Source organism: Leifsonia sp. (genome assembly GCF_051955155.1).
GTDB lineage: Bacteria > Actinomycetota > Actinomycetes > Actinomycetales > Microbacteriaceae > Leifsonia.
The window spans coordinates 20,198-45,752 of sequence record NZ_JBQCGZ010000051.1; the positions used below are offsets into that span (position 1 = coordinate 20,198).

The 25,555-nt window shown below is 71.9% G+C and carries 21 protein-coding genes, 1 tRNA gene and 1 other RNA gene; 9 read left to right on the forward strand and 14 right to left on the reverse strand.

Annotated features, from left to right (window positions below; genetic code table 11):
* Positions 1–58: 58 nt before the first annotated feature.
* Genes ACTHMF_RS04980 through ACTHMF_RS04990 form a run of 3 tightly spaced genes read right to left on the reverse strand, consistent with a single transcriptional unit; the run spans position 59 to position 3,334 of the window.
* Complete coding sequence (locus ACTHMF_RS04980; RefSeq protein ID WP_440316547.1) at positions 59–1,423, reverse strand: ABC transporter substrate-binding protein; 1,365 nt, start codon at positions 1,421–1,423, stop codon at positions 59–61.
* 8 nt (positions 1,424–1,431) lie between these two features.
* Positions 1,432–2,355 (reverse strand): carbohydrate ABC transporter permease, encoded by a 924-nt coding sequence (locus ACTHMF_RS04985; RefSeq protein ID WP_440316548.1) that lies wholly within the window; start codon positions 2,353–2,355, stop codon positions 1,432–1,434.
* Between the two features lie 22 nt (positions 2,356–2,377).
* A complete protein-coding gene (locus ACTHMF_RS04990) occupies positions 2,378–3,334 on the reverse strand; it encodes a carbohydrate ABC transporter permease (RefSeq protein ID WP_440316549.1) in 957 nt (318 codons plus the stop codon).
* Between the two features lie 98 nt (positions 3,335–3,432).
* Here ACTHMF_RS04990 and ACTHMF_RS04995 point away from each other — a divergent pair, with 98 nt between their 5' ends.
* On the forward strand, positions 3,433–4,566 hold the full coding sequence (locus ACTHMF_RS04995) for an ROK family protein (protein WP_440316550.1): 1,134 nt from the start codon (positions 3,433–3,435) through the stop codon (positions 4,564–4,566).
* A gap of 114 nt (positions 4,567–4,680) precedes the next feature.
* On the opposite strand, the gene ACTHMF_RS05000 is transcribed toward ACTHMF_RS04995, so the two are convergent.
* The 3 genes from ACTHMF_RS05000 to ACTHMF_RS05010 are packed head-to-tail and all read right to left on the reverse strand — an operon-like array spanning position 4,681 to position 8,634.
* Positions 4,681–6,903 carry an alpha-galactosidase gene (locus tag ACTHMF_RS05000; RefSeq protein ID WP_440316551.1) on the reverse strand — a complete coding sequence of 741 codons (2,223 nt, stop codon included), beginning with the start codon at positions 6,901–6,903 and terminating at the stop codon, positions 4,681–4,683.
* Positions 6,904–6,955: 52 nt separating this feature from the next.
* Positions 6,956–7,798, reverse strand: coding sequence for an aminoglycoside phosphotransferase family protein (locus ACTHMF_RS05005; protein WP_440316552.1), 843 nt, complete (start codon positions 7,796–7,798; stop codon positions 6,956–6,958).
* Positions 7,795–8,634 (reverse strand): helix-turn-helix domain-containing protein, encoded by an 840-nt coding sequence (locus ACTHMF_RS05010; protein ID WP_440316553.1) that lies wholly within the window; start codon positions 8,632–8,634, stop codon positions 7,795–7,797. Before ACTHMF_RS05010 ends, ACTHMF_RS05005 begins: the two co-directional genes overlap by 4 nt.
* A 17-nt stretch (positions 8,635–8,651) precedes the next feature.
* Between ACTHMF_RS05010 and ACTHMF_RS05015 the strand changes: the two genes are divergently transcribed.
* A complete protein-coding gene (locus ACTHMF_RS05015; RefSeq protein WP_314147238.1) occupies positions 8,652–9,260 on the forward strand; it encodes a GNAT family N-acetyltransferase in 609 nt (202 codons plus the stop codon).
* A gap of 78 nt (positions 9,261–9,338) precedes the next feature.
* Here ACTHMF_RS05015 and ACTHMF_RS05020 read toward each other — a convergent pair whose 3' ends face one another.
* From ACTHMF_RS05020 to ACTHMF_RS05055, 8 genes are all read right to left on the reverse strand, one after another.
* Positions 9,339–9,905, reverse strand: a complete 567-nt coding sequence (locus tag ACTHMF_RS05020) for a hypothetical protein (RefSeq protein WP_314147239.1) — start codon at positions 9,903–9,905, stop codon at positions 9,339–9,341.
* Positions 9,902–10,144 carry a hypothetical protein gene (locus tag ACTHMF_RS05025; protein ID WP_440316554.1) on the reverse strand — a complete coding sequence of 81 codons (243 nt, stop codon included), beginning with the start codon at positions 10,142–10,144 and terminating at the stop codon, positions 9,902–9,904. Before ACTHMF_RS05025 ends, ACTHMF_RS05020 begins: the two co-directional genes overlap by 4 nt.
* Positions 10,145–10,245: 101 nt before the next feature.
* Complete coding sequence (gene arfA, locus ACTHMF_RS05030) at positions 10,246–11,751, reverse strand: arabinosylfuranosidase ArfA (protein WP_440316555.1); 1,506 nt, start codon at positions 11,749–11,751, stop codon at positions 10,246–10,248.
* A 66-nt stretch (positions 11,752–11,817) separates the two neighbouring features.
* Positions 11,818–12,762, reverse strand: a complete 945-nt coding sequence (locus ACTHMF_RS05035; RefSeq protein WP_314147242.1) for a carbohydrate ABC transporter permease — start codon at positions 12,760–12,762, stop codon at positions 11,818–11,820.
* A complete protein-coding gene (locus ACTHMF_RS05040; protein WP_314147243.1) occupies positions 12,759–13,703 on the reverse strand; it encodes a carbohydrate ABC transporter permease in 945 nt (314 codons plus the stop codon). Before ACTHMF_RS05040 ends, ACTHMF_RS05035 begins: the two co-directional genes overlap by 4 nt.
* A 75-nt stretch (positions 13,704–13,778) precedes the next feature.
* Positions 13,779–15,104, reverse strand: a complete 1,326-nt coding sequence (locus ACTHMF_RS05045; protein WP_314147244.1) for an ABC transporter substrate-binding protein — start codon at positions 15,102–15,104, stop codon at positions 13,779–13,781.
* Positions 15,105–15,284: 180 nt separating this feature from the next.
* Entirely contained in the window at positions 15,285–16,301 is a 1,017-nt protein-coding gene (locus tag ACTHMF_RS05050; protein WP_440316556.1) for a LacI family DNA-binding transcriptional regulator, read from the reverse strand.
* A gap of 197 nt (positions 16,302–16,498) precedes the next feature.
* Positions 16,499–16,586: transfer RNA gene (locus ACTHMF_RS05055), tRNA-Ser, on the reverse strand.
* A gap of 100 nt (positions 16,587–16,686) precedes the next feature.
* On the opposite strand from ACTHMF_RS05055, the gene ffs reads away from it, so the two are divergent.
* The 7 genes from ffs (at position 16,687) to ACTHMF_RS05090 (ending at position 25,522) form a co-directional block, all read left to right on the forward strand.
* An RNA gene (ffs, locus tag ACTHMF_RS05060) (signal recognition particle sRNA small type) lies at positions 16,687–16,783 on the forward strand.
* Between the two features lie 95 nt (positions 16,784–16,878).
* Positions 16,879–18,267 carry a DUF1254 domain-containing protein gene (locus tag ACTHMF_RS05065; protein WP_440316557.1) on the forward strand — a complete coding sequence of 463 codons (1,389 nt, stop codon included), beginning with the start codon at positions 16,879–16,881 and terminating at the stop codon, positions 18,265–18,267.
* A gap of 3 nt (positions 18,268–18,270) precedes the next feature.
* The gene (pta, locus tag ACTHMF_RS05070; RefSeq protein ID WP_314147247.1) at positions 18,271–20,418 is read left to right on the forward strand and encodes a phosphate acetyltransferase; all 2,148 of its coding nucleotides are present in this window, start codon (positions 18,271–18,273) and stop codon (positions 20,416–20,418) included.
* A complete protein-coding gene (locus ACTHMF_RS05075; protein ID WP_440316558.1) occupies positions 20,415–21,608 on the forward strand; it encodes an acetate/propionate family kinase in 1,194 nt (397 codons plus the stop codon). The genes pta and ACTHMF_RS05075 overlap by 4 nt, the downstream gene beginning before the upstream one ends.
* 106 nt (positions 21,609–21,714) lie before the next feature.
* Positions 21,715–22,995, forward strand: coding sequence for an acyl-CoA thioesterase/BAAT N-terminal domain-containing protein (locus ACTHMF_RS05080; protein ID WP_440316559.1), 1,281 nt, complete (start codon positions 21,715–21,717; stop codon positions 22,993–22,995).
* On the forward strand, positions 22,992–24,278 hold the full coding sequence (locus ACTHMF_RS05085; protein ID WP_440316560.1) for an acyl-CoA thioesterase/BAAT N-terminal domain-containing protein: 1,287 nt from the start codon (positions 22,992–22,994) through the stop codon (positions 24,276–24,278). Before ACTHMF_RS05080 ends, ACTHMF_RS05085 begins: the two co-directional genes overlap by 4 nt.
* Positions 24,275–25,522 carry an acyl-CoA thioesterase/BAAT N-terminal domain-containing protein gene (locus ACTHMF_RS05090; RefSeq protein WP_440316561.1) on the forward strand — a complete coding sequence of 416 codons (1,248 nt, stop codon included), beginning with the start codon at positions 24,275–24,277 and terminating at the stop codon, positions 25,520–25,522. The genes ACTHMF_RS05085 and ACTHMF_RS05090 overlap by 4 nt, the downstream gene beginning before the upstream one ends.
* Positions 25,523–25,555 lie beyond the last annotated feature (33 nt).

Below are 25,555 nucleotides of genomic sequence, written 5' to 3' on the forward strand. Positions count from 1 at the left end.
TCTCTTTCGGAGGTTTGGGGTGGTGGTTCGGGAATCGATGGATGGCCGGCCCGGCCGCTCAGCCGCCCTGCTCGAAGAGCTGGTCGATTTGCCGGTTGGTCGTCGTCAGCGTGGAGACCGGAGCGCCGTTCGCGTACACGTTCTGCATCGCCGGGGCCATCAGCGCGGTGATGTCGGCCGCGTAGTTGGTGATCGGGAACGAGAACGTGGTCTTGTCCTCGACCTGCCTCGTGAACGAGGAGACGTCGAGCCCGCGCGCGTTGTACGCGGCGATCGCCTTGTCGGTGCCGGACTTCACGGCGGGGAACACGATGCCCTGCTCGCCGACGATGTCCTGGCAGGCGGGCGAGGCCAGGTAGGCGACCCACTTGCCCGCGCCCTCCTTGTTGGCGGCGTTCTTGGTGACGGAGTCGGCCAGGCCGTTGAGCATGGACGCGCGCTTCCCGGTCGGCCCGACGGGCGTGAGCGCCATCCCGACCTCCACGCCCTTGAGCTGGGCGTAGGTGCTGATCATCCACGACCCGTTCATGGACAGCGCCGCCTTGCCGCTGCCGAGCTGCACCTCGGGTCCGTTGGAGGCGGAGTAGGCGGTGAACGGCGCGAGGTAGCCCTTCTTGGCGAGCCCGAAGTACCAGGAGATCGTGTCCTGGAACCGCTTGTCGTCGTAGTTGTAGTGGGTGCCCCAGACCTTCTTGTCCGTGTACGTCCATCCCGTCGAGCCGGTGAACGCGCTCCACTGGGTCTGGCCGTCCGCGCCGCCCGCGTCGTTGCTGGCGAGGCCGTACGTCGCGACGTGGTTCTTGTCGAAGCCGGGCTCGTCGCCGCGTACGCCGTTGGCGTCGACGGTGAGGTGGGCGAGCATCTTCTCGAAGCTGCCGCCGTCGGTGGGGTTCCAGTCCAGCGCGTTCAGCTCGGCGTCGCTCACGCCCGCCGCCTGCGTGACCTTCTTGTTGTAGAACAGCGAGATCGTGTCCCAGTCCTTCGGCGTCCCGTAGCGGTGGCCGTCCGGGCCGCGCCAGCTGTCGGCGAGTCCCGGCTGGTAGATGGCGTCGTCGATGCCCTTCGTCGCGTCCAGCTCGTCCAGCGGCTGGAGCACGCCCAGGTCGACGAACTGCGCGAACTTCGAGATGTGGTCGGTGAACACGTCCGGCTGGGTGCCGGCGATGAACCCGGCGGTGAGCTTGGTCCAGTAGTCGTTCCAGCCGAGCTGCGTGATCTTCACGGTCAGGCCGGGGTTCTCCTTCTCGAAGCCGGCCGCGCACTTCTGGTACGCGGGCAGCTGGTTGGAGTCCCACAGCCAGTAGCTGACGGTGTTCGCCGGCTCGCTCGCGCCGCCGGCGGCGCAGCCGGAGAGGACGAGGCCGGCGCCGGCGGCGATCGCGGCCGCGGCGGAGCGGATCCGGGTTCTGCGGGATGAGCGCATGGTGGTCCTCATTTCAGTCCGGTGAAGCCGATGGAGTTGACGATCCGGCGCGCGAACACCCCGAAGAGCACGAGCATCGGCAGGGCCGCGACGAGCGTCGCGGCCATCAGGCCCGACCAGTCGGTGCCGCTCTGCGGCGTCTGCGCGCGGAACACGCTGAGCGCGACCGTGAGCACGCGCGACTGGTCGGTGTAGCTGACCATCAGCGGCCAGAAGTAGTCGTTCCAGGCGGTGATGTAGGTGAGGATGCCGAGCGTCACGATCGGTGCCGAGGACATCGGCAGCATCACCCGGAAGAAGATGCGCACCCTGCCCGCGCCGTCCAGCAGCGCCGCCTCCTCCACCTCCCTCGGCACGTTCATGAAGAACTGGCGCAGGAAGAACACCGCGAACGGCGTCATGAACAGGCTGGGGAGGGTGATCCCGAGCAGCGTGTCGACGAGTCCGAGCTGCTTGATGAGCACGAAGTTCGGCAGCAGCGTGAAGATCGCCGGCACCATCAGGCCCGCGAGGAACAGCGCGAAGATCGCGTTCCTGCCGCGGAACCGCAGCCGGGCGAACGCGTACGCCGCCATCGCGGAGAAGAAGGTCTGGCAGACCGCGACGGTCGTGGCGACCAGCACCGAGTTGAGCAGGTACCGCCAGAAGTCGACGGAGGCGCCGGAGCCGCCCTGGGCGAGCGCCTCCTCGGTGCTCTGCAGCCCGAACACCCTGGCGAAGCCGCCGAGCGTGAGGTCGACCGGGAGCAGCGAGCTCGGGTCGGAGGCCAGGGCGGTGTTGGTGGAGAGGGCAGTCCGCAGCATCCAGTAGAAGGGGAACAGCGTCACCAGGATGATCAGGACCATCACGATCCAGGCGATCGTGCGGCCGACCGGGAGGCGGCGGCCGGTTCCGGCGGGGGCCGCGGGCAGGGTGGGTTCGATGGTTGTCATGTCGAGGCTCCTTCGCCTGCGGTCAGTCGAGGTCGGTCGTGCCGGCGCGGGTGAGGCGGTACTGGATGATCGTGATCACGCTCAGGACCACGAGCAGCGCCACCGAGATCGCCGACGCGTAGCCGAACTGGAAGCGGCCGAAGGCGAGGTCGTAGATGTACTTCTGCAGCACGTTGGTGGCGTTCGCCGGTCCGCCGTTCGTGGTGACGGCGACGGTGTCGAAGACCTGGAACGAGCCGATCACGGTGATGATCAGCACGACGGCGAGCACCGGGCGCAGCAGCGGCATGGTGACGCTCCAGAACGTCCGCCACTCGCTCGCGCCGTCCACCCTCGCCGCCTCGTAGACGTGCGAGGGGATCGCCTGCAGCCCGGCGAACAGCAGCAGCGCGGTGTAGCCGACGTGCCGCCAGACGTTCACGAGCGCGATGGTCGGGATGGACCAGGTCTCGCTCGCGAAGAACGGGATGTGCTCGAGCCCGAGCGCGCCGAGCAGCTGGTTGCCGATGCCGAGCTGGGTGTCCAGGATCCAGAGCCAGACGATACCGGCGACGACGTTGGAGACCAGGTACGGCGCGAGCACGACGCCGCGCAGGAACGTCGAGCGCGTGAGCCGCTGCATGAGCACCGCGATGAGCAGGGCGACGGCGGTCTGCACGCCGATGTTGATGACGACGTACTCGACGGTCACCCCGAGCGAGTGCCAGAAGATGGGGTCGTTCGCCATCCGGATGTAGTTGCCGAAGCCGATCCACTTCTCGGGGGTGAGCAGGTTGTAGCTGGTGAAGCTGAGGTAGATGCCGCGCAGGGTCGGCCAGGCGAGGAACACCAGGAAGCCGATCGCGGCGGGGGCGATGAACAGCAGCGCGACGAGGCCGTCGCCTCCGCGGGGGCGCGGCGCTCTCGGGGCGGAGCGGCCGGTGGCCGGCGGTGCCGCCTGACCGGTGGGAGCGGTGCGTGGTGTGGTCGTGATGGCCATCAAGACTCCTTCGTCGTGACCGAACGGGATTAATGTTGCAGCAAAACTAAATGCGGTGTCAACACCCGATCGAGGACCGGGAACCTTAGAATGTCGGCATGACTGAGACTGTCGTCGCGGAAGGAGCCCCGGAGAGCGCCCAGCGCGTTCTGCTGGAGATCCTCATCCACGGCCCGCTCTCGCGTGTCGAGCTCGCCGAGCGGCTCGGCCTGTCCGGCCCGAGCCTCACCCGCCTGACCAAGCCGTTGCTCGCCTCCGGACGGCTGTTCGAGGGGCGCCCGCTCGTGCGTGCGGCGGGGCGGCCGATCCTGCCGCTCGACCTCGACCCGGCCGCCGAGCACTTCGCGGGCGTGAAGATCACCGCCGACGCCGTCTACGCGGTGGTCACCGATCTGCGCGGCGAGATCCGCGCCGAGCTGGAGGCGCCGCTCGCCGGGCACGCGCCCGACACGGTCGCCGACGCGGTCGCGGGCGTCGTCCGCGCGCTCCCCGCCGCGTACGCGCCGCTCTCTGGCGTGGGGATCAGCCTCGGCGGCAACACCGCCGACGGCAGGACGGTGGGGGAGTCGCACTTTCTGGAGTGGGCGGACGTCCCGCTCGCCGACCTGGTGGAGGCGCGCCTCGGCCTCCCGGTGACGGTCGCCAACGACGTCAACGCGCTCACGCAGGCGCAGCACTGGTTCGGCGCCGGCCGCGGCCTCGACACCTTCGTCGTCGTGACGATCGGCGCGGGCATCGGGATGGGCCTGGTCGCGGGCGGCGCGCTCGTCGCCGGCGCGCACGGCGCGCTCGGCAGCATCGGGCACCAGCTTCTGGTCTGGACGGACGCCGCCTGCTGGCGCGGCCACCACGGCTGCGCGAGCGCGCTGCTGACGACGGAGGCCGTCGAGTCCGCCGCGCAGCGCGCGACCGGCGGGCCGGTCGGCTACGACGCGGTGCTGCGCGGCGCCTCCCGCGGAGATCCGACGCTGCGTGCGGTGGTGGACGAGGCGGCCTCGGCGCTCGGCCTGCTGCTGGCCTCCGTGATGAACACGGTCGACCCGGCGACGATCGTCGTCGCGGGCGAGGGCGCCCGGCTGGGCGAGGTCGGCGAGCACGCGATGCTGACCGCCCTCTCCGGCGCCGCCGTCTGGGACAGCGTGCGCACGCCGGTCCAGGTGCAGCCGTTCGCCTTCACCGAGTGGGCGCGCGGCGCCGCCGCGACCGCCATCCGCTCCCGCATGCTCCGCTGATCCCCCGCCGCTCCGCCGCCCGCTCGCGCCCCTCGCCATCCGTTCCGGAGTTCTTCACGCAACACGCCGCGCGGTGGCGTGAACAACTCCGGAAGCGATGGCGCGGGCGCCGGCTCACACCTCCGTGACGTCGATGAGCCAGACCCGGTCGGGGAACGACAGCGGCGCCGAGAGCCCGGCCGCCTCGAGCGTCCGGCCGCTCAGGACGACGCCCTCCGTCTCCTCCGGCGTCAGGCTCCGCGACAGCGGCGTGCTGCCGTCCGTGCCGACCGGGACGCCGCTCTCGGTGCCCGCGAACCACGGCGGAACGCGGTAGCCGCCCGCCGGATCCCCGAGCGCGAGCGGCCGAACCCGGTAGCTCCGGTCCGGGTCGAGGCCGCGCAGCGTGATCCGCCCGAGCGGCCCGGCGTCCGAGCGGCCGAGGTAGGCGAGCGAGAACAGTGCGCGGCCGCGGTCGGGCGCGACGACGCCGCTCACCCACAGCGTCGGGTCCACCTCGTCCATGCGCACCAGCTCGCCGCCGTGCAGCAGGTCCCTGCGCTCGCGGTAGAACGCCGTCCACTCGGCCAGCGCCGCCAGCTCCGCATCGGACGCGGCGGCGAGGTCCCACTCGATCCCGAAGTGCCCGACCAGCGCCGTCGCCGCGCGGAAGCCGAGGTCGTGCTCGCGGTGGGTCGTGTGCGACCGCCCGGACGCGACGTGCGCGCCGAGCAGCTCCGGCGGCAGCAGCTGCTGCGTCCAGCGGTGCATCTGCTGCCGCTCCAGCGGGTCGATGCAGTCCGACACCCACACCCGGTCGGTGCGCTCGATCACGCCGAGATCCACGCGCGCGCCGCCGGACGAGCAGGACTCGATCTCGAGCCCCGGGAAGCGCTCCTTGAGCTCGTCCATCAGCCGGTAGGTCGCCAGCGTCTGCTCGTGCACGCCGGGACGGCCGCCCGGCCAGGTGCCGGCGTCCACCAGGTCGCGATTGTGGTCCCACTTGATGTAGGCGATGTCGTCGTGCGAGAGGATGTCCACCATCCGGTCGCGGATGTAGGCGTACGCCTCCGGGATGCCCAGGTTCAGCACCTGCTGGTGCCGCGATTCCACGGGCAGCCGGCCGCCGGTCTGCATGACCCAGTCGGGATGCGCCCGCGCGAGGTCGGAGTCGACGTTCACCATCTCCGGCTCGAACCAGAGGCCGAACTCCATCCCGAGCCCGCGCACGTGGTCGATCAGCGGGGTGAGGCCGTCCGGCCAGACCTGCTCGTCCACGTACCAGTCCCCGAGCCCGGCCCTGTCGTTGCGGCGGTGCCGGAACCAGCCGTCGTCCAGCACGTAGCGCTCGACGCCGATCGCCGCCGCACGGTCGGCGAGGTCGGTCAGCCGGGCGAGGTCGTGGTCGAAGTAGACCGCCTCCCACACGTTGAGCGTCACCGGGCGCGGCCGGCGGGGATGCTGCGGCCGGGCGCGCAGGTGGCGGTGCAGCCGCCCGGCCTGGTCGTCCAGGCCGTCGCCCCAGGCGCCGTAGAGCCACGGCGTGCGGTAGCTCTCGCCGGTGCCGAGCACGACCTCGCCCGGCAGCAGCAGCTCGCCGCCGCCCGCGACCTGCTCCCCGCTGGAGAGCCGCTCCGCGTAGTGCCTGTGGTTGCCGCTGAAGCCGACGTGGACGCCCCACACCTCCCCGCGCGCGAAGCCGAAGCCCGGCTCGCCCACGGTGAGCAGCGTCGCCGCGTCCGCCCCCGTGCGTCCGCGCCTGCCCTCGCGCACGTGCGCGCCGACGGTCAGCTCGCCGCGCTGCGGGGTGCGCTCCTTGCCCCAGCGGCCGGCGAAATCGAGCGTCTGCCGCGCCCGCGGCGGGAGCGGCAGGGCCAGCGACAGGTCCTCGAGCAGGTAGGCGTCGCCGTGGTTGGTGAGGGTCGCGGCGGTCCGCAGCACGCCCGCCGCGCTCAGCTCGATGTCGATCGCGAGCTCCAGCTCCGCGGTGTCGTCCCGTGCGCTCACCCGGACCGCACCGCCGGGGAGCGTGACCAGCCCGTCCACCGGCTCGGCGTCGGTGTCTACGGCCGTGACCCGGAACCATGGCGACCACGCCGCGCCGTCCCTGCTCCCGCTCAGCCCAGGACGCCCCAGCCAGCCCGTGCGCTGCTCCGGCAGCAGGGCGACCCGCACCGGCTCGTCGACCGTGTTGTTCGCCTGGGGTGGGACGCCGGCGAGGACGACGGCCCTGGCGCTCGCCGCGTCCAGCTCGCCGAGCGCGGCACCCCAGTGCGCGATCGCGGGCAGCAGCCCACCCCGCACATCGATCAGCACGCTCACGCCGCCGGCCGTCAGGTGGATGGTGTCGATGGTCATGCCGCTCCCTCGCGCAGTTACTTCCTCCGCAAAAGTATTGCACGCCGCCCGCCTACCTCCCGAGCACCGCCCGCGCCCGCCGCCCGACCCCGACCGCGGTCGACGGGTCCCCGCCCGACCGCTCCGACCACGCCGCCGACAGCCCGCACCAGGCCAGCACCCACTCCAGCATCCGCCGCTCGTCCACCCCGGTCTCCTCCGCGATGACCGCGACCGTCCGCTCCAGCCGCCCCGGCCGCAGCGCGACGGCCGGGGACGGGTTGCACAGGATGTTCGCGAAGTCGAACGCCGGGTCGCCGTGGAGGTGCTTGGGGTCGATCGCGCGCCAGCCGTGCGCGCCGAAGTCGAGCACGTTGCCGTGGTGCAGGTCGCCGTGCAGCACGACGTCCGCCCCGCCGCCGACCAGCGCGTCCGCGGTCGCTGCCGCGACCGGGAACAGCCCGTCGTGGGCGCCGGGATGTTCCGCCGCGTGCTCGAACAGCTCCCGGAACCAGCGGCGCAGGCCGACGATCCCGCCGGGACGCGGCACATCGTCCACCCGGTGCAGGGCGAGCCCGGTGCGGCAGAGCACCCGTGTCGCCTCGTCGTCCCCGGCCGGACCGGACTCCGCGAGTGCGGCGAGGGAGCGGTCGCCGGTCGCGCGCTCCATCACCACGGCGTCCCCGTCCGCCTCGAACACGGCGGCGGCGCCGCGGCTCGCCCACCAGGCCAGCACCCGCGCGCCCGCCGCCTCCTCGTCCACCGTCGCGAGCTTGAGGTACGCGGGCCGGCCGGCGCTGATGACCGGCTGCAGGATGCTGGACGGCGTCGCGAACGCCGCGCCGTCGGCGGTGAGCCGCCAGCGCTCGCGCCACGGCGCCAGCGCGGTCGCGGGATCGAGGCCGGGCGCGGTCACGGCGCCCCCGCCCGCTCCGCCGCCACCTGCGCGGCGTACGCACCGGGGGTCGCGCCGACCACGGCCTTGAACTCGCGCGTGAAGTGCGCCTGGTCGGCGTAGCCGAGGTCGGCGGCGAGCATCCCGATCGGCGGCGGGTCGTCCGCGCGCAGCACCGCCGCCGCCTCCTGCAGCCGGTAGCGCTGGATGAGCCACTTGGGGCCGAACCCGATGTGCCCGGCGACGAGCCGCTGCAGACTGCGGACGCCGAGCCCGAACCGGTCGGCGAGCTGCTCGACGCGCAGGAGGTCGCGGTCCTCTTCGACGGCGGCGACGATCGCGTCCACCAGCGCGGCGTCGGAGCCGGGCGCGGCCAGCCCGGCGATCGCGTCCTCGAACGCGTCCAGTGCACCGCCGTCGTCGCCCGCCGCCATCCGGTCGCGGACGGCCGGTACCGCCGCCTGCACCGCCTCCCGCGTCCCCGGCACCAGCGCCGGCAGGGGGATGGCCGGCGGCAGCCCACGCAGCGAGACCCCCGTCCAGGACCGCGCGGTCCCCGGGCGCAGCATCACGCCGAACGCCCAGCCCTCGCCGCGCAGCGCGCGGACGGAGAGCCCGCGGCTCGCGCGGTGCAGGAGCACCGAATCGGCCTCGACGACCAGGTTCGCCGTCGGGTACTCCAGCACGCCCTGCCGCACCTCGGCGCCGGCGGGGAGCGCCCAGCGCGGCAGCCAGTAGTGCCGCACGAACGCGCCGGCCGCCTCACCGGGGAACCGCCGCTCGATGCGCACGGGTGCGCCGGGATGCGGCGTCAGCAACCCCTTGCTGCGCGGGCCGGCGGCAGTGGTCTGGCTCACGCTGCCATACTTTCACGGTGACTCTGATCCGTCCGTACCAGCCCTCCGACCGCGACGACCTCTACCGCGTGTGCGTGCTCACCGGCGCGAGCGGCGGCGACGCGACGGGGCTGTACTCCGACGACGCGCTGCTGCCGGACATCTTCGCGGGGCCGTACGCCGCCTACCAGCCCGACCTCGCGTTCGTCGTCGACACCGGCGACCACGTCGCGGGCTACGTGATCGCGGTCGCCGACTCGCTGGCGTACGCCGACTGGTACGACGCCGAGTGGCGTCCCGGCTTCATCGCCGCGCACCCGCTGGAGTCCGCGAAGGACGACAACGAGCGCGGGATGATCGGCTACGGGAGGAACGTGCGCGGCTCCATCCCGCCCGAGGTCGCCGAGTATCCGGCGCACCTGCACATCGACCTGCTCCCCGAACTGCAGGGCCAGGGCTTCGGCCGCCGGCTCATCCGCACCCTGCTCGCCGCTCTGCGCGAGCGCGGCGTCCCCGCCGTCTACCTGACGATGTCGCCCGACAACCACGACGCCCGCGCGTTCTACGACCGGCTCGGCTTCCACGAGCTGCCCTCCAGCACCCCGCGCGGCCCGGTCCTCGGCATCCGCACCGACGCCACCGTCTGACGGCTGACTGCCCCCGTTCGGAACGTATGCCCCCTGCTCGCGCAGGCGCAGACGTTCCGGACAGGGGCAGTCGCGCAGTCAGCGGAAGCGCGGCATGCGCTCGAACCAGTAGAGCAGCTCGGGGGAGGTGCGCCGCAGCTGCGTGAGCGTCATGGAGTCCTCGGGCCGCGTGACCGGCACGTCGAGCTCCTCCGCCACGCGCTCCATGTCCTCCAGCGGCCAGAACTGGCCGCGCATCCGCAGCAGCAGCCGGCCGTCGGTGCCGGTCACGAACAGCTGGGGGAGGGTGTCGAGCGTGCTGCTCTCGTAGAGCTGGATGAGCACGATCGAGCCGACGTCGGACGGGCGGACGAGCACGGTGCGGCCGAAGAAGCCGCGTTCGCGCACGCCGTCGGCGCGAAGTGTGATCGTCGTGGAGAAGAAGGCGAAGACCCCGAGAACGGTCGCGGCGATCACCAGCAGGTGCGCGACGAGGACGACCGCCCACGGGCCGTCCGGGATCGTCAGCCAGTACAGCACCGCGAACACGGGCGTCGTCAGCGCGAGGATGGCGACCAGGCCGCGCACGAACAGGCTGCGGAACGGGCGCAGCACGGTGCCGTGCGCCGCGTCCGTCTCGCGCTTCAGTTCCCGTTGCCCGCTCATCGAATCGAGCCTGACGGACGCCCGTCCCGGTCGGTAGCGGCATTTTGGGGGACACGCCTGCGCGCGGCGACGTCCTTGGCGCGCAGCGAGCGCACCCGGAAGGCGGAGACGATCGTCGCGACGACGCACACGGCGAACACGATCACACCGCCGATGTCGTGCATCCCGCGACCGAACAGCACGGCGAGGAGGGCGAACACGAGCGTCGCGCAGAGCTGCGCGAACATCCTCTTGGACACCGGACCCCTTCCCCCTTGCGGCCGTATGGACGCTAGCACGCGGGGCTGGACACCCGCCGCGTCGGCGGGCCTCCAGCCCCGGTGCGTGCGCGGAGGCGCGATCAGGCGAGCGCGACCGCCGTCCAGGAGACCGGCGGGAGCTCGATGGTGAGAACGCCGTCGGCGAGCGTCGCGCTGCCATTCGTGCGCAGGCCGACGCGCTCCTGGTCGGCGAGCGTGTTCTTGGCGTACACGTCGTCGTCGAACAGGCTCAGCGCCTCTTCGACCGTCGATGCGCCGAGGTCGCGCACGTCGATGCGCACCGTCTCCGCCGCGGTCTGGCTGCGATTCACCAGGAACACCGCGGACCGGCCGCTCTCGGCGTCGTGCGTCGCGACCGCGTCCACGATCCCGGCCTCGCCGTACACGGCGGTCTCGTAGCTGCCCGTGCGGATGGTGGGACGCAGCACGTCGCCCTTCGCCAGCCGGCTGGTCACCGAGAACGGGAAGAAGGTCGTCTGCCGCCAGACCGCTCCGCCCGGCTCGGTCATGATCGGCGCGATCACGTTGACGAGCTGGGCGAGGGAGGCGCTGCGCACGCGGTCGTGGTTCTTCAGCAGCGTGATCAGCAGGTTGCCGACGACGACAGCGTCCGCGACGGAGTAGACGTCCTCCAGCTGGCGGGGAGCGATGCGCCACTCGTCGTTGACCTCGTCCGACTCCTTGTGCTCGTCCAGGTACCAGACGTTCCACTCGTCGAAGGAGATGGCGATCTTCTTCGTGCTCTTGCGCTTGCTGCCGACGTGATCGGCGGCCGCGACCACGGTGTCGATGAAGTACTGCATGTCGAGCGAGGACGCGAGGAAGGAGCCGAGGTCGCCGCCGCGCTCCTGGTAGTAGGCGTGCGCCGAGATGAAGTCGACGTGGTCGTACGCGTGCTCCAGCACCGTCCGCTCCCAGTCGCCGAAGGTCGGCATCCCGGAGCCGGACGACCCGCAGGCCACCAGTTCGAGCGTCGGGTCGGCCATCTTCATGGCGGCGGCGGTGCGCGCGGCGAGCTTGCCGTAGTCCTCCGCGGTGAGGTAGCCGGTCTGCCAGGGGCCGTCCATCTCGTTGCCGAGGCACCACATCCGGATGTCGTGCGGCTCGGGGGTGCCGTTGGCGATGCGCTGGTCGCTGAGCGCGGTGCCGGACGGGTGGTTCGCGTACTCGAGCAGGTCGAGCGCCGCCTCGATGCCGCGGGTGCCGAGGTTGACGGCGAGCATGAGCTCCGAGCCGGTGAGCTTCAGCCAGCGCGAGAACTCGTCGAGCCCGACCTGGTTGGTCTCCAGCGAGTGCCAGGCGAGGTCGCGGCGCACCGGGCGGTTCTCGCGCGGGCCGACGCTGTCCTCCCAGCGGAAGCCGGAGACGAAGTTGCCGCCGGGGTAGCGGATGGTGGACGCGCCGAGCTCCTTCACCAGCTCGACGACGTCGAGGCGGAAGCCGTCCTCGTTCGCGGTCGGGTGGCCCGGCTCGTAGATGCCGTCGTACACGCAGCGCCCCAGGTGCTCGACGAACGAGCCGAAGATCCGGCGGTCGATGGGCGCGACGCGTGCGGAGCGGTCGAGGGCGATGTGGGTCTCAGTCATGGGTGGTTCCTACGTGTTCCTTCGTTTTCGAGTTCGGTTCGGTGGGGACGTGGTGGAGGTGGCGGGCTATTTGACGCTGCCCAGCGAGAGGCCGCCCTGCCAGTACCGCTGCAGGGTCAGGAACGACACGATCAGGGGGATGATCGAGAGCAGCGCTCCGGTGATGACGAGGTTCCACAGCGACTGCCCTCCGGTGTTGACCTGGGCCTGCGCCTGCAGGGCGCCGAGGCCGACGGTCACCGGGAACAGCTGCGGGTTGGAGAACATCACCAGCGGCAGGAAGAAGTTGTTCCAGGTGCCGACGATCGCCAGCAGCAGCACGGTGACGATGGCCGGTCGCATCAGCGGCAGCGCGACCCTCGCGAAGATCCGGATCTCGCCTGCGCCGTCGACACGGGCGGCGTCCACCATCTCCAGGGGGATCGCCTCGTCGGTGTAGACCTTCATCAGGTACACGGCGAACGGATTCAGCATCGAGGGCAGGATGACGGCCCAGACCGTGTTCGTGAGGTGCGCGCCGCTCATCAGCACGAACAGCGGGATGACGAGAACCGTGGCCGGGACCATGACCGACCCGAGCACGATGGCGAAGAACAGCCTCCTGCCGCGGAACCCGTACATCGAGAACCCGTATCCGGCGAGCACCGAGAGCACGGTCGCGCCGAGCCCGCCGGCCAGCGCGTACAGGAACGAGTTGCCGAGCCAGTGCGCGTACAGGCCGCCGGAGTAGCTGAACAGGGACCCGATGTTGCTAAACAGGTCGAACTGGCCGGAGAACCAGAGCGGACTGGTCTTGCCGTCGAACAGGCTCTGCTGGCTCTTGGTGCTCGCAACGATCAGCCACCAGAACGGCAGAGCGAAGTAGACGATGAACGCGGCGAGCACGATGTGCGGGACGACCGCGCGGCCGCCGCGGCGCGAGCCTCGCCCGCTACCCCGTCCGGCGCGGCGGCCGAGCGGGAGGGAGGCGGGGGAGGTGCGGTCCGGTTCTGTCGCGATGGTGGTCGTCATTTCATCATTCCGCTCTTCTTGCGGGTCGCGAACATGAACACGTACGAGCCGACGAAGATCACGAGCCCCAGCGCGAACGCGATCGCGGACGCGTAGTTGAACTGGTGGTACGAGAACGCGACGGTGTACGCGTAGATGTTCGGCGTGTAGTTGGAGGTGATGGAGCCGGAGGCCATCCCGCGCAGCATCTGCGGCTCGTTGAAGAACTGGAGCGTCCCGATCAGGGCGAACACCAGCACCAGGAGCAGCGAGGAGGCGACCATCGGGACCTTGATCCGCAGCGCGATCTGCCAGGCATTCGCGCCGTCCACGCGGGCCGCCTCGTAGATCGACGGGTCGACGCCCTGCAGCGCCGCGTAGATGATGATCATGTAGTAGCCGGCCCACTGCCAGGTGACGATGTTCACCAGCGAGCCGAAGACGTTGCCGTCCGAGAAGAAGTCCGGCGCCGTCAGGCCGACGAGCCCGAACAGCTCCTGCGCCGGACCGAAGCTCGGGCTGTAGAGGAAGCCCCACATCAGCGCGCCGATCACGACGGGGACCGCGTACGGGACGAAGATCAGCAGCCGCGAGATCTTCGCGAACCGTGTGGTGAGCGCGTCGATCAGCAGCGCCGCGACGAGCGCGACCAGCATCTGCGCCGGGATCATCACCACGGCGAACAGGACGACGCGCCAGACGCCGTCCAGGAACAGAGGGTCGGTGAACGCCTTGACGTAGTTGGCGAGGCCGACCCAGGACGTCCCTCCCGCGAGCGTGGTGTTCTGCAGGCTGAGCACGAACGCGTAGACGAGCGGGACGATCAGGAAGACGACGAGGAAGACGGCGAACGGTGCGGTGAACGCCCAGCCCCAGCGCGCGCGGCGGAGGCCGACGATGTCACGCCGCTTCGGCGCCCGTGCGGCACGCGGTCGCGGCGGTGCGACGGCGGTTTGGGTCATCGGGAGAGCCTTTCGTGGTGGTGGATGCCGTGGCGGCGTCCGCGCGCTGGTGTGCCCGCGGACGCCGCCGTCGCGTCACTTGGTGACGGTGTAGCCCTGTTGCTTGGCGTACGCGGTGACGGCGTCCTGGTACGTCTTCAGCGCGTCGGCCGGGGACTTCTTGCCCTTGTTGGTGGCGTTGACCGCGTCCGTCAGCTTGTCGTAGACGAGGTTCTGGAACGGGCTGAACTGGAAGCCCTTGTAGTCCGTGGCCGCAGTGAGGAAGACGTCCTTGTTGATCTGCTGGCCACCGAAGAACGGGTAGGCCTTCGACTGGAAGTAGTCGGACTCGAGGATCGGCTTCCAGAGCGGGAACAGCGCCGCCTTCTCGATGCCGAGCTTCCAGGCCTCCTCCGTGCCGAAGATGTCCCGGGCAACCTCGGCCGCCGCCTTCTGGTCCTGCGCCTGCTTGCTGACCGCGAACGCCGATCCGCCGATGTTGATCTGGGTCGGGTTGGCGGTGTCCCACTGCGGGACGGGCGCGACGGCCCACTTCGCGCTCTTGTCGGCGCCGGTGAAGCCCTGCAGGTAGCCGGGCAGCCAGGCCGCCGCGATCACCGAGGCGTACTTCCCGTTGACGAGGTGGGTGTTGTAGTCGGTGGTGGAGGAGTCCTCGGTGCCGACGAGCTTCTTCTGGACCAGGTCGTTCCAGTAGCCGAGCACCTTGTTCGACGCCGGGTCGTCCAGGTCGATCTTCACGTCGGTCTTGCCGGAGAGCTCGAACGGCTTCGCGCCGGCCTGGGCGAAGAGCGCGGTCTGGTAGGCGCGGCCGTTGCCGGGGAAGTCGGTCATCAGCGTCTTGCCGCCGGTGGCCGTCTTGATCTTCTCCGCCGCGGCGGCGTACTCGGCCCAGGTGGTCGGGACCGCGATGCCGTACTTGTCGAACAGGTCCTTGCGGTAGAGCAGGCCGACGGGGCCGCCGTCGACGGGGATCGCGTAGGCGTCGCCGTCCTTGGTCTCGTCGCTCCAGGCGCCCTCGGAGTAGTTGTCCTTGACCTTGTCGGCGCCGAGCTTGCTGAGGTTGACGATGGAGCCGTCTGCGATGTAGCTGGGGACGACCTCGGTCTCGAGCATGACGACGTCCGGGGCGCCGGAGCCCGCCTGGATCGCCGTGGAGAACTTGGTGTACTCGTCGTTGCCGGCGCCGGCGTTCGTCCAGCAGATCTGGACGTCCTTGTGGGTCTTGTTGAACAGGTCGACGACCGGTTCGAAGTTCGGGTACCAGGCCCACATCGTGACCTGCTTGGCGTCCGAGTTGACGATCTTGTTCTGGCAGCTCGCCGCGGCGCTGCCTGCCGAACACCCGGTGAGCGCCGCGACCGCGACAGCGATCGCACCGCCTGCTGCAAGGAGCTTCTTCATTGGATTCCCTTCGCGGTGTTGAGACACCCTTGTCCTACAACGTTGTAGTACAACGTTGTAGACCGATGATGCACGCTCCGATGTGACCGTGTCAAATGCCTCTTCGATGAGTGCGCCTCCGCGTCACGATTGCGGCGCGGCGCCCGGGCGCACACGTGACGCGGCGGCTCAGTCGCGGGGTCAGCCGACGGTGGTCGATTCGCGCGCGACGAGGCGGAAGGGGACCAGGATCTCCTCGGGGGTGAACGGCTCGCCGGCGCCCTCGATCCTGCGCAGCAGCAGGTCGATCGCGGTGCGCGCGATCTCCTCGCGGCCCGGGTCGATGGTGCTGAGGGTCGGCATCGAGTACTGGGTCTCGTCGATGTCGTCGAAGCCGATCACCGCGACGTCCTCCGGCACCCGCAGCCCGGCTTCCTGCAGCACGCGCAGTGCGCCGAGGGCGATGGCGTCGTTGAAGGCGACGACGGCGTCGAACTCCGTCCCGCGCGCCAGCAGTTCGCGCATCCCCTCTGCTCCGTTCCGCCTGTGCCAGGAGCCGACCGGGACGATCAGGTCCTCGTCGTAGGGGAGCCCGGCGGCGTCGAGTGCCGCGCGGTAGCCGTCCAGGCGCAGCGCGGCCGAGCCGATCACCTCGCCGGGGTGGGCACCGAGGGCGGCGATCCGGCGCCGGCCGAGACCGAGGATGTGCTCGGTGGCGGCGCGGGCGCCCTCCACGTTCTGCATGGTGACGTGGTCGCGCGGCCCGTTGAAGATCCGCTCGCCGAGCAGCACGACGGGCGTCGCGATCCCGGCGATGATGTCGACGTCGCTCTGGTCGAGGGCGAGCACGCTGTAGAGCACGCCGTCCACCATCTGCGACCGCGGCTGCCGCAGCACGTCGATCTCGCGGTCGCGCTGGTCGCCGAACTGCTCGATCAGCACCGACAGCCCGCGCTCGGCGGCCGCGCGCATCACCGAGTCGGCGAGCTCTGCGAAGTAGGCGTTGCGCAGGTCGGGGATCATCAGCGAGATCACATTGGTCCGCCCGGAGCGCAGGCTCCGCGCCGACAGATTGGGCGTGTAGCCGAGCTGCTCGATCGCCTCCAGCACCCGGCGCCGCGTCTCGTCCCTGACGTACGGATAGTCGTTGATGACGTTCGACACCGTCTTGATGGACACGCCGGCCAGCCTGCTGACATCGTGCATCGTCGCGGCCATGCGCGCTCCCTCCCTCGCCCCGGGCACGACTTTACAACGTTGGAAGCCCCGCTCCGCGCCGCGACCGTCCCCGTTCGGTACAACCGTCCCCGCGCGAGCACGGCGGTGACGTACCGAACGCGGACAGTCGCGGCGCGGAGCGGGGGATTCGAACCCCCGAAGGACGCTGCGCGCGCACCCCGCGGCGGTGACGTATGTGGCGGAGAATGGGGGATTCGAACCCCCGAGGGCTTGCACCCAACACGCTTTCCAAGCGTGCGCCATAGGCCACTAGGCGAATTCTCCTGGGATGCCATCCCCTTGCGGGCGACGGCTCACAGTATCTTACCGGACGTCGGAGGCGCCCGGTGCACACGGGCTCCCAGCCGGACCCGCTACACTGGTTCCCGGCTCCCCACGTGGCGCCATCCAGGCCAACTCCCCCAGGGCGGAAACGCAGCAAGGGTAACCGGGCTCTGGCGGGTGCGTGGGGGGTCTTTTTCGTTCAGCCCGCCGTCACCCGCCCCGCGTAGAGTAGCCACAGCGACGCCGCCTTCTACGATCTGTAGAATTGTCCTTCCGACGAGTCGAGGTGCAGATGACCGATCAGGGGAACGCCGATCACGGGAACGCCGAGCACGGCTCCGCGGAGCATCTGGCGGTGCTGGCGTCCGAGGCGTACGTCGTCGGGTACCCGCTCGTCGCGGACGTCGAGCAGATAGACCGCTTCACGCGGGAGGGGATCGGCGCCATCCCGGCCACCCCGTACAACACGTTCGGTCACGCCCGCACGCTCGCCGGCCCCGACGACACCTTCGTGTCCATCAACAACGACACGGTCTACTCGATCGCCCAGCTGGACCTCGGCGTCGGCCCCGTGCTGCTGAGCGTGCCGGACTCCGGTGAGCGCTACCGCGTCCTGCAGTTCGTCGACGCCTGGTCGAATAACTTCGCCTACGTCGGCACCCGCGCCACGGGCAACGGTGCCGGCGAGTTCCTGCTCGTGCCGCCCGGGTGGCAGCAGGGGGACACGGACGCCGGCCCGGCGCGCGACGCCGCCGTGATCCCGTTCCCCACGCGGCTGGCGACCATCGTCGGCCGCTGGGCCGTCGACGGCGAGGACGACCTCCCCGCCGTGCACGCCCTGCAGGACGCCCTCGCGCTCACCCCGCTGGAGCCGTCCGGCGCAGCACCGGAGGGCGTCCCCGCTGTGCCGGAGGGACCGAGCGAGGCGCTGACCTTCTTCGAGCGGATGCGCGTCTGGTCGCAGGCCTTCCCGCCCGCAGAGCACGACCGCGAGGCGCTCGCCAGCTACCACGAGCTCGGAATCACCGGCGCGGACCCCGTCGCCGACCAGCCGGATGCGGTCAGGGCCGCCCTCGAGGCGGGCTACGCGGTCGGCAAGGAGGCGCTGGAGGCGTCCCTGCGCACGGGCGTCCCGCTGACCGACGGGTGGCAGGTGAACCTGCACGTGTTCGACTACAACACCGACTTCCTCGGGATCGGCACCATCGACGCCCCCGAGTGGACGATGGCCGACCCGAGGACGCGGTACGCGCACCGCGCGGCGGCGGCCCTCGGCGGGCTGTGGGGCAACCATGCCTACGAGGCCGCATACATCGCGACCTATGTGGATGCCGACGGAGACCAGCTCAGCGGCGAGCACGTCTACCGGCTGCGGCTGCACCCGACCCCGCCGGTGGACGCCTTCTGGTCGCTCACCATGTACGACCTCCCGCACTACTTCCTGGTCGCCAACCCGATCGGACGGTATTCGCTGGGCGACAGGACGCGGGGGATCGTGTACGACGACGACGGAGGACTGACCATCACGATGAGCGCCACCCGACCCACCGACGAGAAGGCCGCCGCCAACTGGCTGCCGGCACCGGAGGGGCCGTTCCGGCCGATGCTGCGGCTGTACGCGCCGCGCGAGGACGTGCTGACCGGCGCCTGGCGGCTCTCCCCGATCGAGAAGGTCGCCTGAGCCGTGGCCCGTTCGCTCTACATCACCTCCGCCGAGGGGCACACCGGCAAGTCGACGATCGCACTGGGCGTGCTGGAGGCGCTGCGGCACTCCGTGGGAAGGGTCGGTGTCTTCCGGCCGATCGCCCGCTCCACCGTCGAGCGCGACTACGTGCTGGAGCTGCTGCTCGGCCGGGTCACCGCGGAGATCGGCTACGACGACGCCATCGGCGTCACCTACGAGGACGTGCACGCCGACCCGGACGCCGCGCTCGGCGAGATCGTCCGCCGGTTCCGCGCCGTGGAGGCGCGCAGCGACGCGGTCGTGATCATCGGCTCCGACTACACCGACATCGGCAGCCCGACGGAGCTGGGCTACAACGCCCGCATCGCGGCGAACCTCGGCGCGCCCGTCCTGCTCGTGCTCGGCGGCCGGATCGGCCAGGGCTTCGGGGAGCGCCTCGGCCAGGCCGACCCGCGCTCGCCGGAGGAGCTGCGGCAGCTGGCCGAGCTCGCCGTCGTCGAGCTGCGCGCCGAGCACGCCGGCCTGCTCGCCGTCGTCGCCAACCGGGCGGACGCCGAGCGGCTCCCCGAGATCGTCGCCGCCGTGGGGGACGGGGTGGCCGGCGCGTCCGCGATCGGCGGTGTCCGTCCCGACGCGGCCGACCTGCCGCCGGTGTGGGCGGTGCCGGAGGACCCGTTCCTGGTCGCGCCCAGCATCCGCTCGATCATGGAGACGACGGACGCGACCCTGCTCGCGGGCGACGAGACGCTGCTCGGCCGGGAGGCGCTCGGCGTCGTCGTGGCGGGCATGTCGATGAACAACGTGCTGCCGCGCCTGGTCGAGGGCTCGGTCGTGGTCGTGCCCGGGGACCGCACCGAGGTCCTGCTCGCCGTGCTGATGGCGAACGCGTCCGGCACCTTCCCGTCCATCGCCGGCATCGTCCTGAACGGCGGATTCGACCTGCCGGAGCCGATCGGCCGGCTGCTGGCGGGCCTGCGCTCGCCGCTGCCGATCGTGCGCACCTCGCTCGACACCTACGAGACGGTGGTCAGGATCACGCACGCCAGGGGCCGGCTCGCCGCGGACTCGCAGCGCAAGTACGACACCGCCCTCGCGCTGTTCGAGCGGCACGTCGACGCGAACGCGCTGCTCGCCCGCCTGGACGTGACCAGGCACGACGTGGTCACGCCGCTGATGTTCGAGTACGACCTCATCGAGCGCGCGCGTGCCGCCTCCAAGCACATCGTGCTCCCGGAGGGCGAGGACGACCGGATCCTGCGGGCCGCGCACACGCTGCTGGCCCGCGGCGTCGCCCGGCTGACCATCCTCGGCGAGCCGTTCGAGGTGCGGTCGCGCGCGATCGAGCTCGGCCTCGACCTGTCCGGCGCCGAGGTGCTCAGCCCGTTCGACGACGTGCTGCGGCTGCGGTTCGCGAACGAGTACGCGAAGCTGCGCGCGCACAAGGGCATCACGGTCGACCAGGCGGCGGACACCGTCACCGACGCCTCCTACTTCGGCACGATGATGGTGCACCTCGGCCTGGCCGACGGGATGGTCTCCGGCGCCGCGCACACGACGGCGCACACCATCCGGCCCGCGTTCGAGATCATCAAGACGACGCCGGGCGTCTCCGTGGTGTCCAGCGTCTTCCTGATGGCGCTCGCCGACCGCGTGCTCGTCTACGGCGACTGCGCGGTCATCCCCGACCCGACGGCGGAGCAGCTGGCCGACATCGCGGTGTCGTCGGCGCGCACCGCGGAGCAGTTCGGCATCCCGCCGCGGGTGGCGATGCTGTCGTACTCGACGGGCGACTCCGGGACGGGGGAGGACGTGGACAAGGTGCGCACCGCGACCGCCCTGGTGCGCGAGCGCGCGCCGCAGCTGGCGGTCGCCGGGCCCATCCAGTACGACGCGGCGGCGGATGCGGCGGTGGGCGCCGCGAAGATGCCGGGCTCGCAGGTGGCCGGCCGCGCGACGGTGTTCATCTTCCCGGACCTCAACACCGGCAACAACACCTACAAGGCGGTGCAGCGGAGCGCGGGAGCCGTCGCGATCGGCCCGGTCCTGCAGGGCCTGCGCAAGCCGATCAACGACCTGTCCCGCGGCGCGACGGTGGAGGACATCGTCAACACGGTCGCGATCACGGCGATCCAGGCGGCGCTGTCATGAGCGCCGTCCTCGTCGTCAACAGCGGCTCGTCGTCGCTCAAGTACCAGCTGATCGACGCGGAGAGCGGCGACGCCCTCGCGTCCGGCCTCGTCGAGCGGATCGGCGAGGCGTCCGGGCACATCCGGCACCGCGGGCCGGACGGGTCGAGCGAGCGCACCCTGCCCATCCCCGACCACACCGCCGGCTTCCGCGCGATGCTGGACGCGTTCGAGGCGGAGGGGCCCGATCTCGCGGAGCATCCGCTGGCGGCGGTGGGCCACCGTGTCGTGCACGGCGGGAAGCGGTTCTTCGAGCCGACGATCGTCACGCCGCTGGTGGAGATCAACATCGAGGACCTCTCCGACCTGGCCCCGTTGCACAACCCGGCCAACCTGGAGGGCATCCGCGCGGCGAAGAAGGCGTTCCCGGACGTCGAGCACGTCGCCGTCTTCGACACCGCGTTCCACCAGACCCTCGACCCGGCCGCGTACACCTACGCGATCGACGCGGCGCTCGCGGAGAAGCACCGGGTGCGTCGCTACGGCTTCCACGGCACCTCCCACAAGTACGTCTCCGGCGTCGTGGCCGAGGTGCTCGGCCGTCCGCTGGGCGAGCTGAAGCAGATCGTGCTGCACCTCGGAAACGGGGCGTCGGCGTGCGCGGTCGACGGCGGCCGCTCCGTGGACACGTCGATGGGCATGACGCCGCTGGAGGGCCTGGTCATGGGCACGCGCTCCGGCGACATCGACCCGGCGGTGCTCGTGCACCTGGCGCGCCGCGCCGGCCTCGGCATCGACGAGCTGGACGAGCTCCTCAACCGCCGCAGCGGCCTGCTCGGGCTCACCGGCACCGGCGACATGCGGGACGTACGGCACGCGGCCGAGTCGGGGGATGCGCAGGCCCGGCTCGCGATCGACGTCGTCGTGCACCGGCTCAAGCACTACATCGGCGCGTACACGGCGCTGCTCGGCGGGCTCGACGCGCTGACCTTCACCGCGGGCGTCGGCGAGAACAACCCCTGGCTGCGCGCCGAGGTCTGCGCGGGGCTCGAGGTTCTCGGCATCCGGATCGACCCGGAGCGCAACGAGCGGAGCGGGGACGAGCCCAGGATCGTCTCCACCGACGACTCCCGGGTCGCGGTGCTCGTCGTCCCGACCAACGAGGAGCTCGAGATCGCCAGGCAGAGCCTCCAGGCGGTCGGCGCGGGCTGAGCGGGCGGAGCGTGGGATGCGGCGATGGCGCGGCGGATCACCGGAACGGGGCGCGGGGCGCTTCCGCCACGATCCTCCGCTGCCGACGCGGGCGCGCCGGTCCCTCGTGCTCTTGCTTGCCGGCCTCGCCTCCGCCGCGCTGGTTCTGAGCGGCTGCACCGCGGGCGGCGCCGGAGCGGGCCCGCGCTTCGTGACCCCGCCGCTCATCCGGTTCAGCTCGGTGCTCTGGCCGGTTCCGCTGGAGCTGGTCGGCGCCGCGCCCGGCAGCCGCGTCCGGATCGCCGCGACGCTGCGCACCGCGCGCGGGACCTGGCACTCCGCGGCGACCTACACGGTGCCCGCGACCGGGACGGTCGACCTGGCGAGCGCATCCCCGCAGCTGGCGTCGTTCCACCGGCCGGACTCCGCGGCCCTGTTCTGGTCGCTGCGCGGCCCCGAGCTTCCGCCGGCGGAGCTGGCCAGGCAGTGGATGCGGGAGACGAACGCGGTGACGCTCACCGCGAGCGACGGCGACCGGCTGGTGGCCGAGCGCACCTTCGAGCTGCAGGGCCTCGCCGCCGAGCTGACCCCGCACAGCATCTCCACGCGCGACCTGCTCGGCGGCTCCTCCGGCACCCGCCTCCCGCACGAGACGCACGAGGACCAGCGGATCGGCCGCTTCTTCGACGCGTCCTCGATCGAGCGGCCCGTCGCCCCCGCCGTGCTGATGTTCGACGACCCGGAGACCGGCGCGTCCTCGGCGTTCACGGCTCCACTGCTGTCGGCGTTCGGGGCGTCCGTCTTCGTCCTCCCCGTGGCATCGCCGGACGGCGTCCACGTCTCCAGCGTCATCGACAGCACGACCGTCGAGTCGGTGCTGCACTGGCTGGGCGGCCGGCCGGACGTGGACAGCAGGCACATCTTCGTCTACGGGACCGGTGCGGCCGAGCAGCTGGCGCTGTGGGCGGCGGCGCGGTTCCCGGACTGGCTGCACGGCGTGTTCGCCGGGGGAGGGGCGTCGGGGCTGCTCTGCTCGTCGCCCGGCGCCCGTTCGCCGGTGGACGACGGCGGCGTCCCCGCGGCGTGCACGAACGACCCGGTGGGCCGCGCGATCTCCCTCGCCGCGGTCCCCGGCCCGGTCGTGCTGGTCTGCGGCGAGCGGGACGCCGTCCTCGAGTCCTCGTGCCTCGCGCAGCGTGCCGTCGCCGCGCTGCGCGGCACGAGGGCCGGCGACAAGCTGCTCGTGGAGCCCGGGTCCGCGCACGCGGTGTCGGTGCCGCCCGGCCTGCCGATCGCGCTGCCGGACGCCTCCGGCCCGCGCGGGGCGGACGCGCAGGCGACGCAGGAGGCCCGCGTCGCGTTCTGGAACACGGTCGGCCACCTGCTGCTGCGGGCGGTGCTGCCGTGAGCGCCAGGGCCGCGATCGGGGTTGCGGCGCTCGTCGCGTGCATCGCTCTGCTCGGCGGCTGCGCGCCCGCGCCGTCCGGCGGTCCGCGGATCGCGGCCGACCGGTTCGGCGACGGCGTCTCCGATCCGATCGCGATCGCCCTGGTCGGGCTGCGGCCGGGGGAGGACGTCGTGCTGGACGCGAGCGCGGAGACCGCCGCGGGGACCTGGACCTCGCGCGCCGTCTACGCCGTCCCTCCCGACGGCACGGTGCGGCTCTGGTCGCAGCAGGCGATCACCGCCCCGTGGGTGCGGCCGGACGGCGGAGCGCCGCTGTGGAGCATGACCGGCCCGTCGCTCAGCCAGGCCGAGCTGGAGCGCACCTGGGCGCAGAGCGCGGTCACCATCCGGCTGAGCGCGCAGCAGCAGGGCAGGAGGGTGGCCGCGACGAGCATCCACCGCTCCGCCCTCGCCGCGCAGAGCGTCGAGCGCGATATCTTCGCCGCCGACCTCCTCGGGAGTACCGGCGCCGCGCCGGGCGGCACCCTGGGCTCCCTGCGCGTCGGCGAGCTGTTCTCGCCGCTGCCGGCGCTGGTGCATCCGCGCCCCGCCGTGATCGTCGTGGACGGCGACGACGGAGGAGCGTCCGGGGCGTTCGCCGCCCGGCGGATCGCGCAGCTGGGCTTCCCGGTGTTCGTGCTTCCTGCGTTCGGGCCGGAGGGCCAGATCCCGGGTTCGGCGGCGCTGTCGGTCGAGGCGTTCGACGCGGCCCGCGCCTGGCTCGCCGCGCGGCCGGGCGTCGACCCGCACCGGATCGTCGTCTACGGCACCGGCCGCGCCGCACCGCTCGCGCTGTGGTTCGCGGCGGAGGAGCCGGGTGCGGTGTACGCGGCGATCGCGGCGAGCGGGCCGACCGCGCTGCTGTGCACCTCGACGGCGGGAACGCCCGTGCTCTACAGTGCGGGGCGTCCCGTCCCGTGCACGAGCCCCGACCGGACGCTCGCCGACACCCCGATCCTGCCGCTCGCGCGCATCCCCGGCCCCGTGCTGCTCGCGTGCGGCACCGCGGATCAGCTGCTGCCGTCGGCGTGCGACTGGCAGCGCGCCGGGCTCGCGGCGCGCCGGCCCGGAGGGGAGGGCGAGGGGCTCGCCGCGGTCGGCGCAGCGCACGACATCTCCACCCCTCCGCTGCTCCCGATCGGACTGGACGGGCTGCCCCCGGCGACGGCGCAGGCGACGGAGGACGCGCGTGCGGCATTCTGGTCCCGGGTCACGGCACTGCTGGAGGAGGCGATCGGGTCATGAGGCAGCGCAGGATCGTGGCCGCGCTCGCCGCGGCGGCGCTCGCCGCGCTGGCGCTGGCGGGATGCGGCGCCCGCCCGGGGACCGCCGGGCCGCGGTTCGAGGTGAGCAGCAACCCGAGCCCGGTGTGGGAACCGGTCGGCATCCGGCTGCTCGCCCTGCCGCCCGGCCAGCAGGTGACCATCCGCGCGTCGGCGCGCATCGGCGACCTGTGGACGTCGCAGGCCGTGTACGCCGTGCCGGCGGACGGCGTCGTCGACCTCGCCAGGCAGGCCCCGCTGGACGCGTCGTTCTCCGGCGCGGACGGCATGGGCCTGTTCTGGTCGCTCCGCGACGTCACCGGCGCGTCGGCGACCTCGGACGAGGTCTGGGGCGGCTCCACGGTCACGGTCGGCCTGCAGGCGAGCGTCGACGGCCGGAGGGTGGCGTCGACCGAGGTGCGCAGGATCGGGCTGTCCGCCGCTGCGCCCTCCCGCGCGGAGTTCGACGACGGCATCACCGGCGACTACTTCCAGCCGCTCACGACGGCGAGCGGCGTCCGCCCCGGCGTCCTCGTCTTCGACGGCACCGACCCCGGGGCCCCGACCGGCGTGCTCGCCGCGGCGACGCTCTCGGCGATGGGATACCCGGCGCTCGCGATCTCCACATACGGCTCGGCGGGCCAGCTCGACCCGCTGCGCAGCCTGCCCGGCGAGCGTGTCCTGTCGGCGGTGAGCTGGCTGCGCTCGCAGCCGGGTGTGGACGACCAGCGCATCTTCACGTTCGGGACATCGCGCGGCGCCGCTCTGGCGCTCTGGGCGGCGAGCGCCTACGCGGGGACGATCTACGGCGCGATCGCGCCGGGCGGGACCACCGGGCTGATCTGCCCGTCGCCGGTTCCGAGCCCCGCCGTCACGGTCGGCGGAGCGTGGGTGCCGTGCGTCACCGGGACGCACCAGGCGAGCACGTCCGCTGTGCTCGACCTGCGCCGCATCCCGGGACCCGTCGTGCTCGCGTGCGCGGGCAGGGACGAGGTGCTCGCCAACGCGTGCGACTGGATGGCCGCCGCCGCCCGCGTCCGCCCCGCCCGGGAGGGCGACGCGTACCTGCGCGCTCCGGACGCGACTCACCTGTCCTACCTGCCGCCGTACACCCCGCTGTCGCTGCCGGACGGCCCCGCCGCGCAGCCGACGGAGCGCGCGCGGGCGGCGCTCTGGGCGGCCATCCAGACCGCACTCACGGCCCCGTCGTCCGTGCCGGGGCGGTGAGCGTCCGCCGTCCGCGGACGGGCAGGTGAATGT

Coding starts and splice junctions, on each gene's coding strand:
- ACTHMF_RS05065 (WP_440316557.1), top strand. CDS start 16,879: ATGACCGATCAGGGGAACGCCGATCACGGGAACGCCGAGCACGGCTCC.
- ACTHMF_RS05035 (WP_314147242.1), bottom strand. CDS start 12,762: ATGACGACCACCATCGCGACAGAACCGGACCGCACCTCCCCCGCCTCC.
- ACTHMF_RS04980 (WP_440316547.1), bottom strand. CDS start 1,423: ATGCGCTCATCCCGCAGAACCCGGATCCGCTCCGCCGCGGCCGCGATC.
- arfA (WP_440316555.1), bottom strand. CDS start 11,751: ATGACTGAGACCCACATCGCCCTCGACCGCTCCGCACGCGTCGCGCCC.
- ACTHMF_RS04995 (WP_440316550.1), top strand. CDS start 3,433: ATGACTGAGACTGTCGTCGCGGAAGGAGCCCCGGAGAGCGCCCAGCGC.
- ACTHMF_RS05040 (WP_314147243.1), bottom strand. CDS start 13,703: ATGACCCAAACCGCCGTCGCACCGCCGCGACCGCGTGCCGCACGGGCG.
- ACTHMF_RS05075 (WP_440316558.1), top strand. CDS start 20,415: ATGAGCGCCGTCCTCGTCGTCAACAGCGGCTCGTCGTCGCTCAAGTAC.
- ACTHMF_RS05000 (WP_440316551.1), bottom strand. CDS start 6,903: ATGACCATCGACACCATCCACCTGACGGCCGGCGGCGTGAGCGTGCTG.
- ACTHMF_RS05020 (WP_314147239.1), bottom strand. CDS start 9,905: ATGAGCGGGCAACGGGAACTGAAGCGCGAGACGGACGCGGCGCACGGC.
- ACTHMF_RS04990 (WP_440316549.1), bottom strand. CDS start 3,334: ATGGCCATCACGACCACACCACGCACCGCTCCCACCGGTCAGGCGGCA.
- ACTHMF_RS05050 (WP_440316556.1), bottom strand. CDS start 16,301: ATGGCCGCGACGATGCACGATGTCAGCAGGCTGGCCGGCGTGTCCATC.
- ACTHMF_RS05045 (WP_314147244.1), bottom strand. CDS start 15,104: ATGAAGAAGCTCCTTGCAGCAGGCGGTGCGATCGCTGTCGCGGTCGCG.
- ACTHMF_RS04985 (WP_440316548.1), bottom strand. CDS start 2,355: ATGACAACCATCGAACCCACCCTGCCCGCGGCCCCCGCCGGAACCGGC.
- ACTHMF_RS05090 (WP_440316561.1), top strand. CDS start 24,275: ATGAGGCAGCGCAGGATCGTGGCCGCGCTCGCCGCGGCGGCGCTCGCC.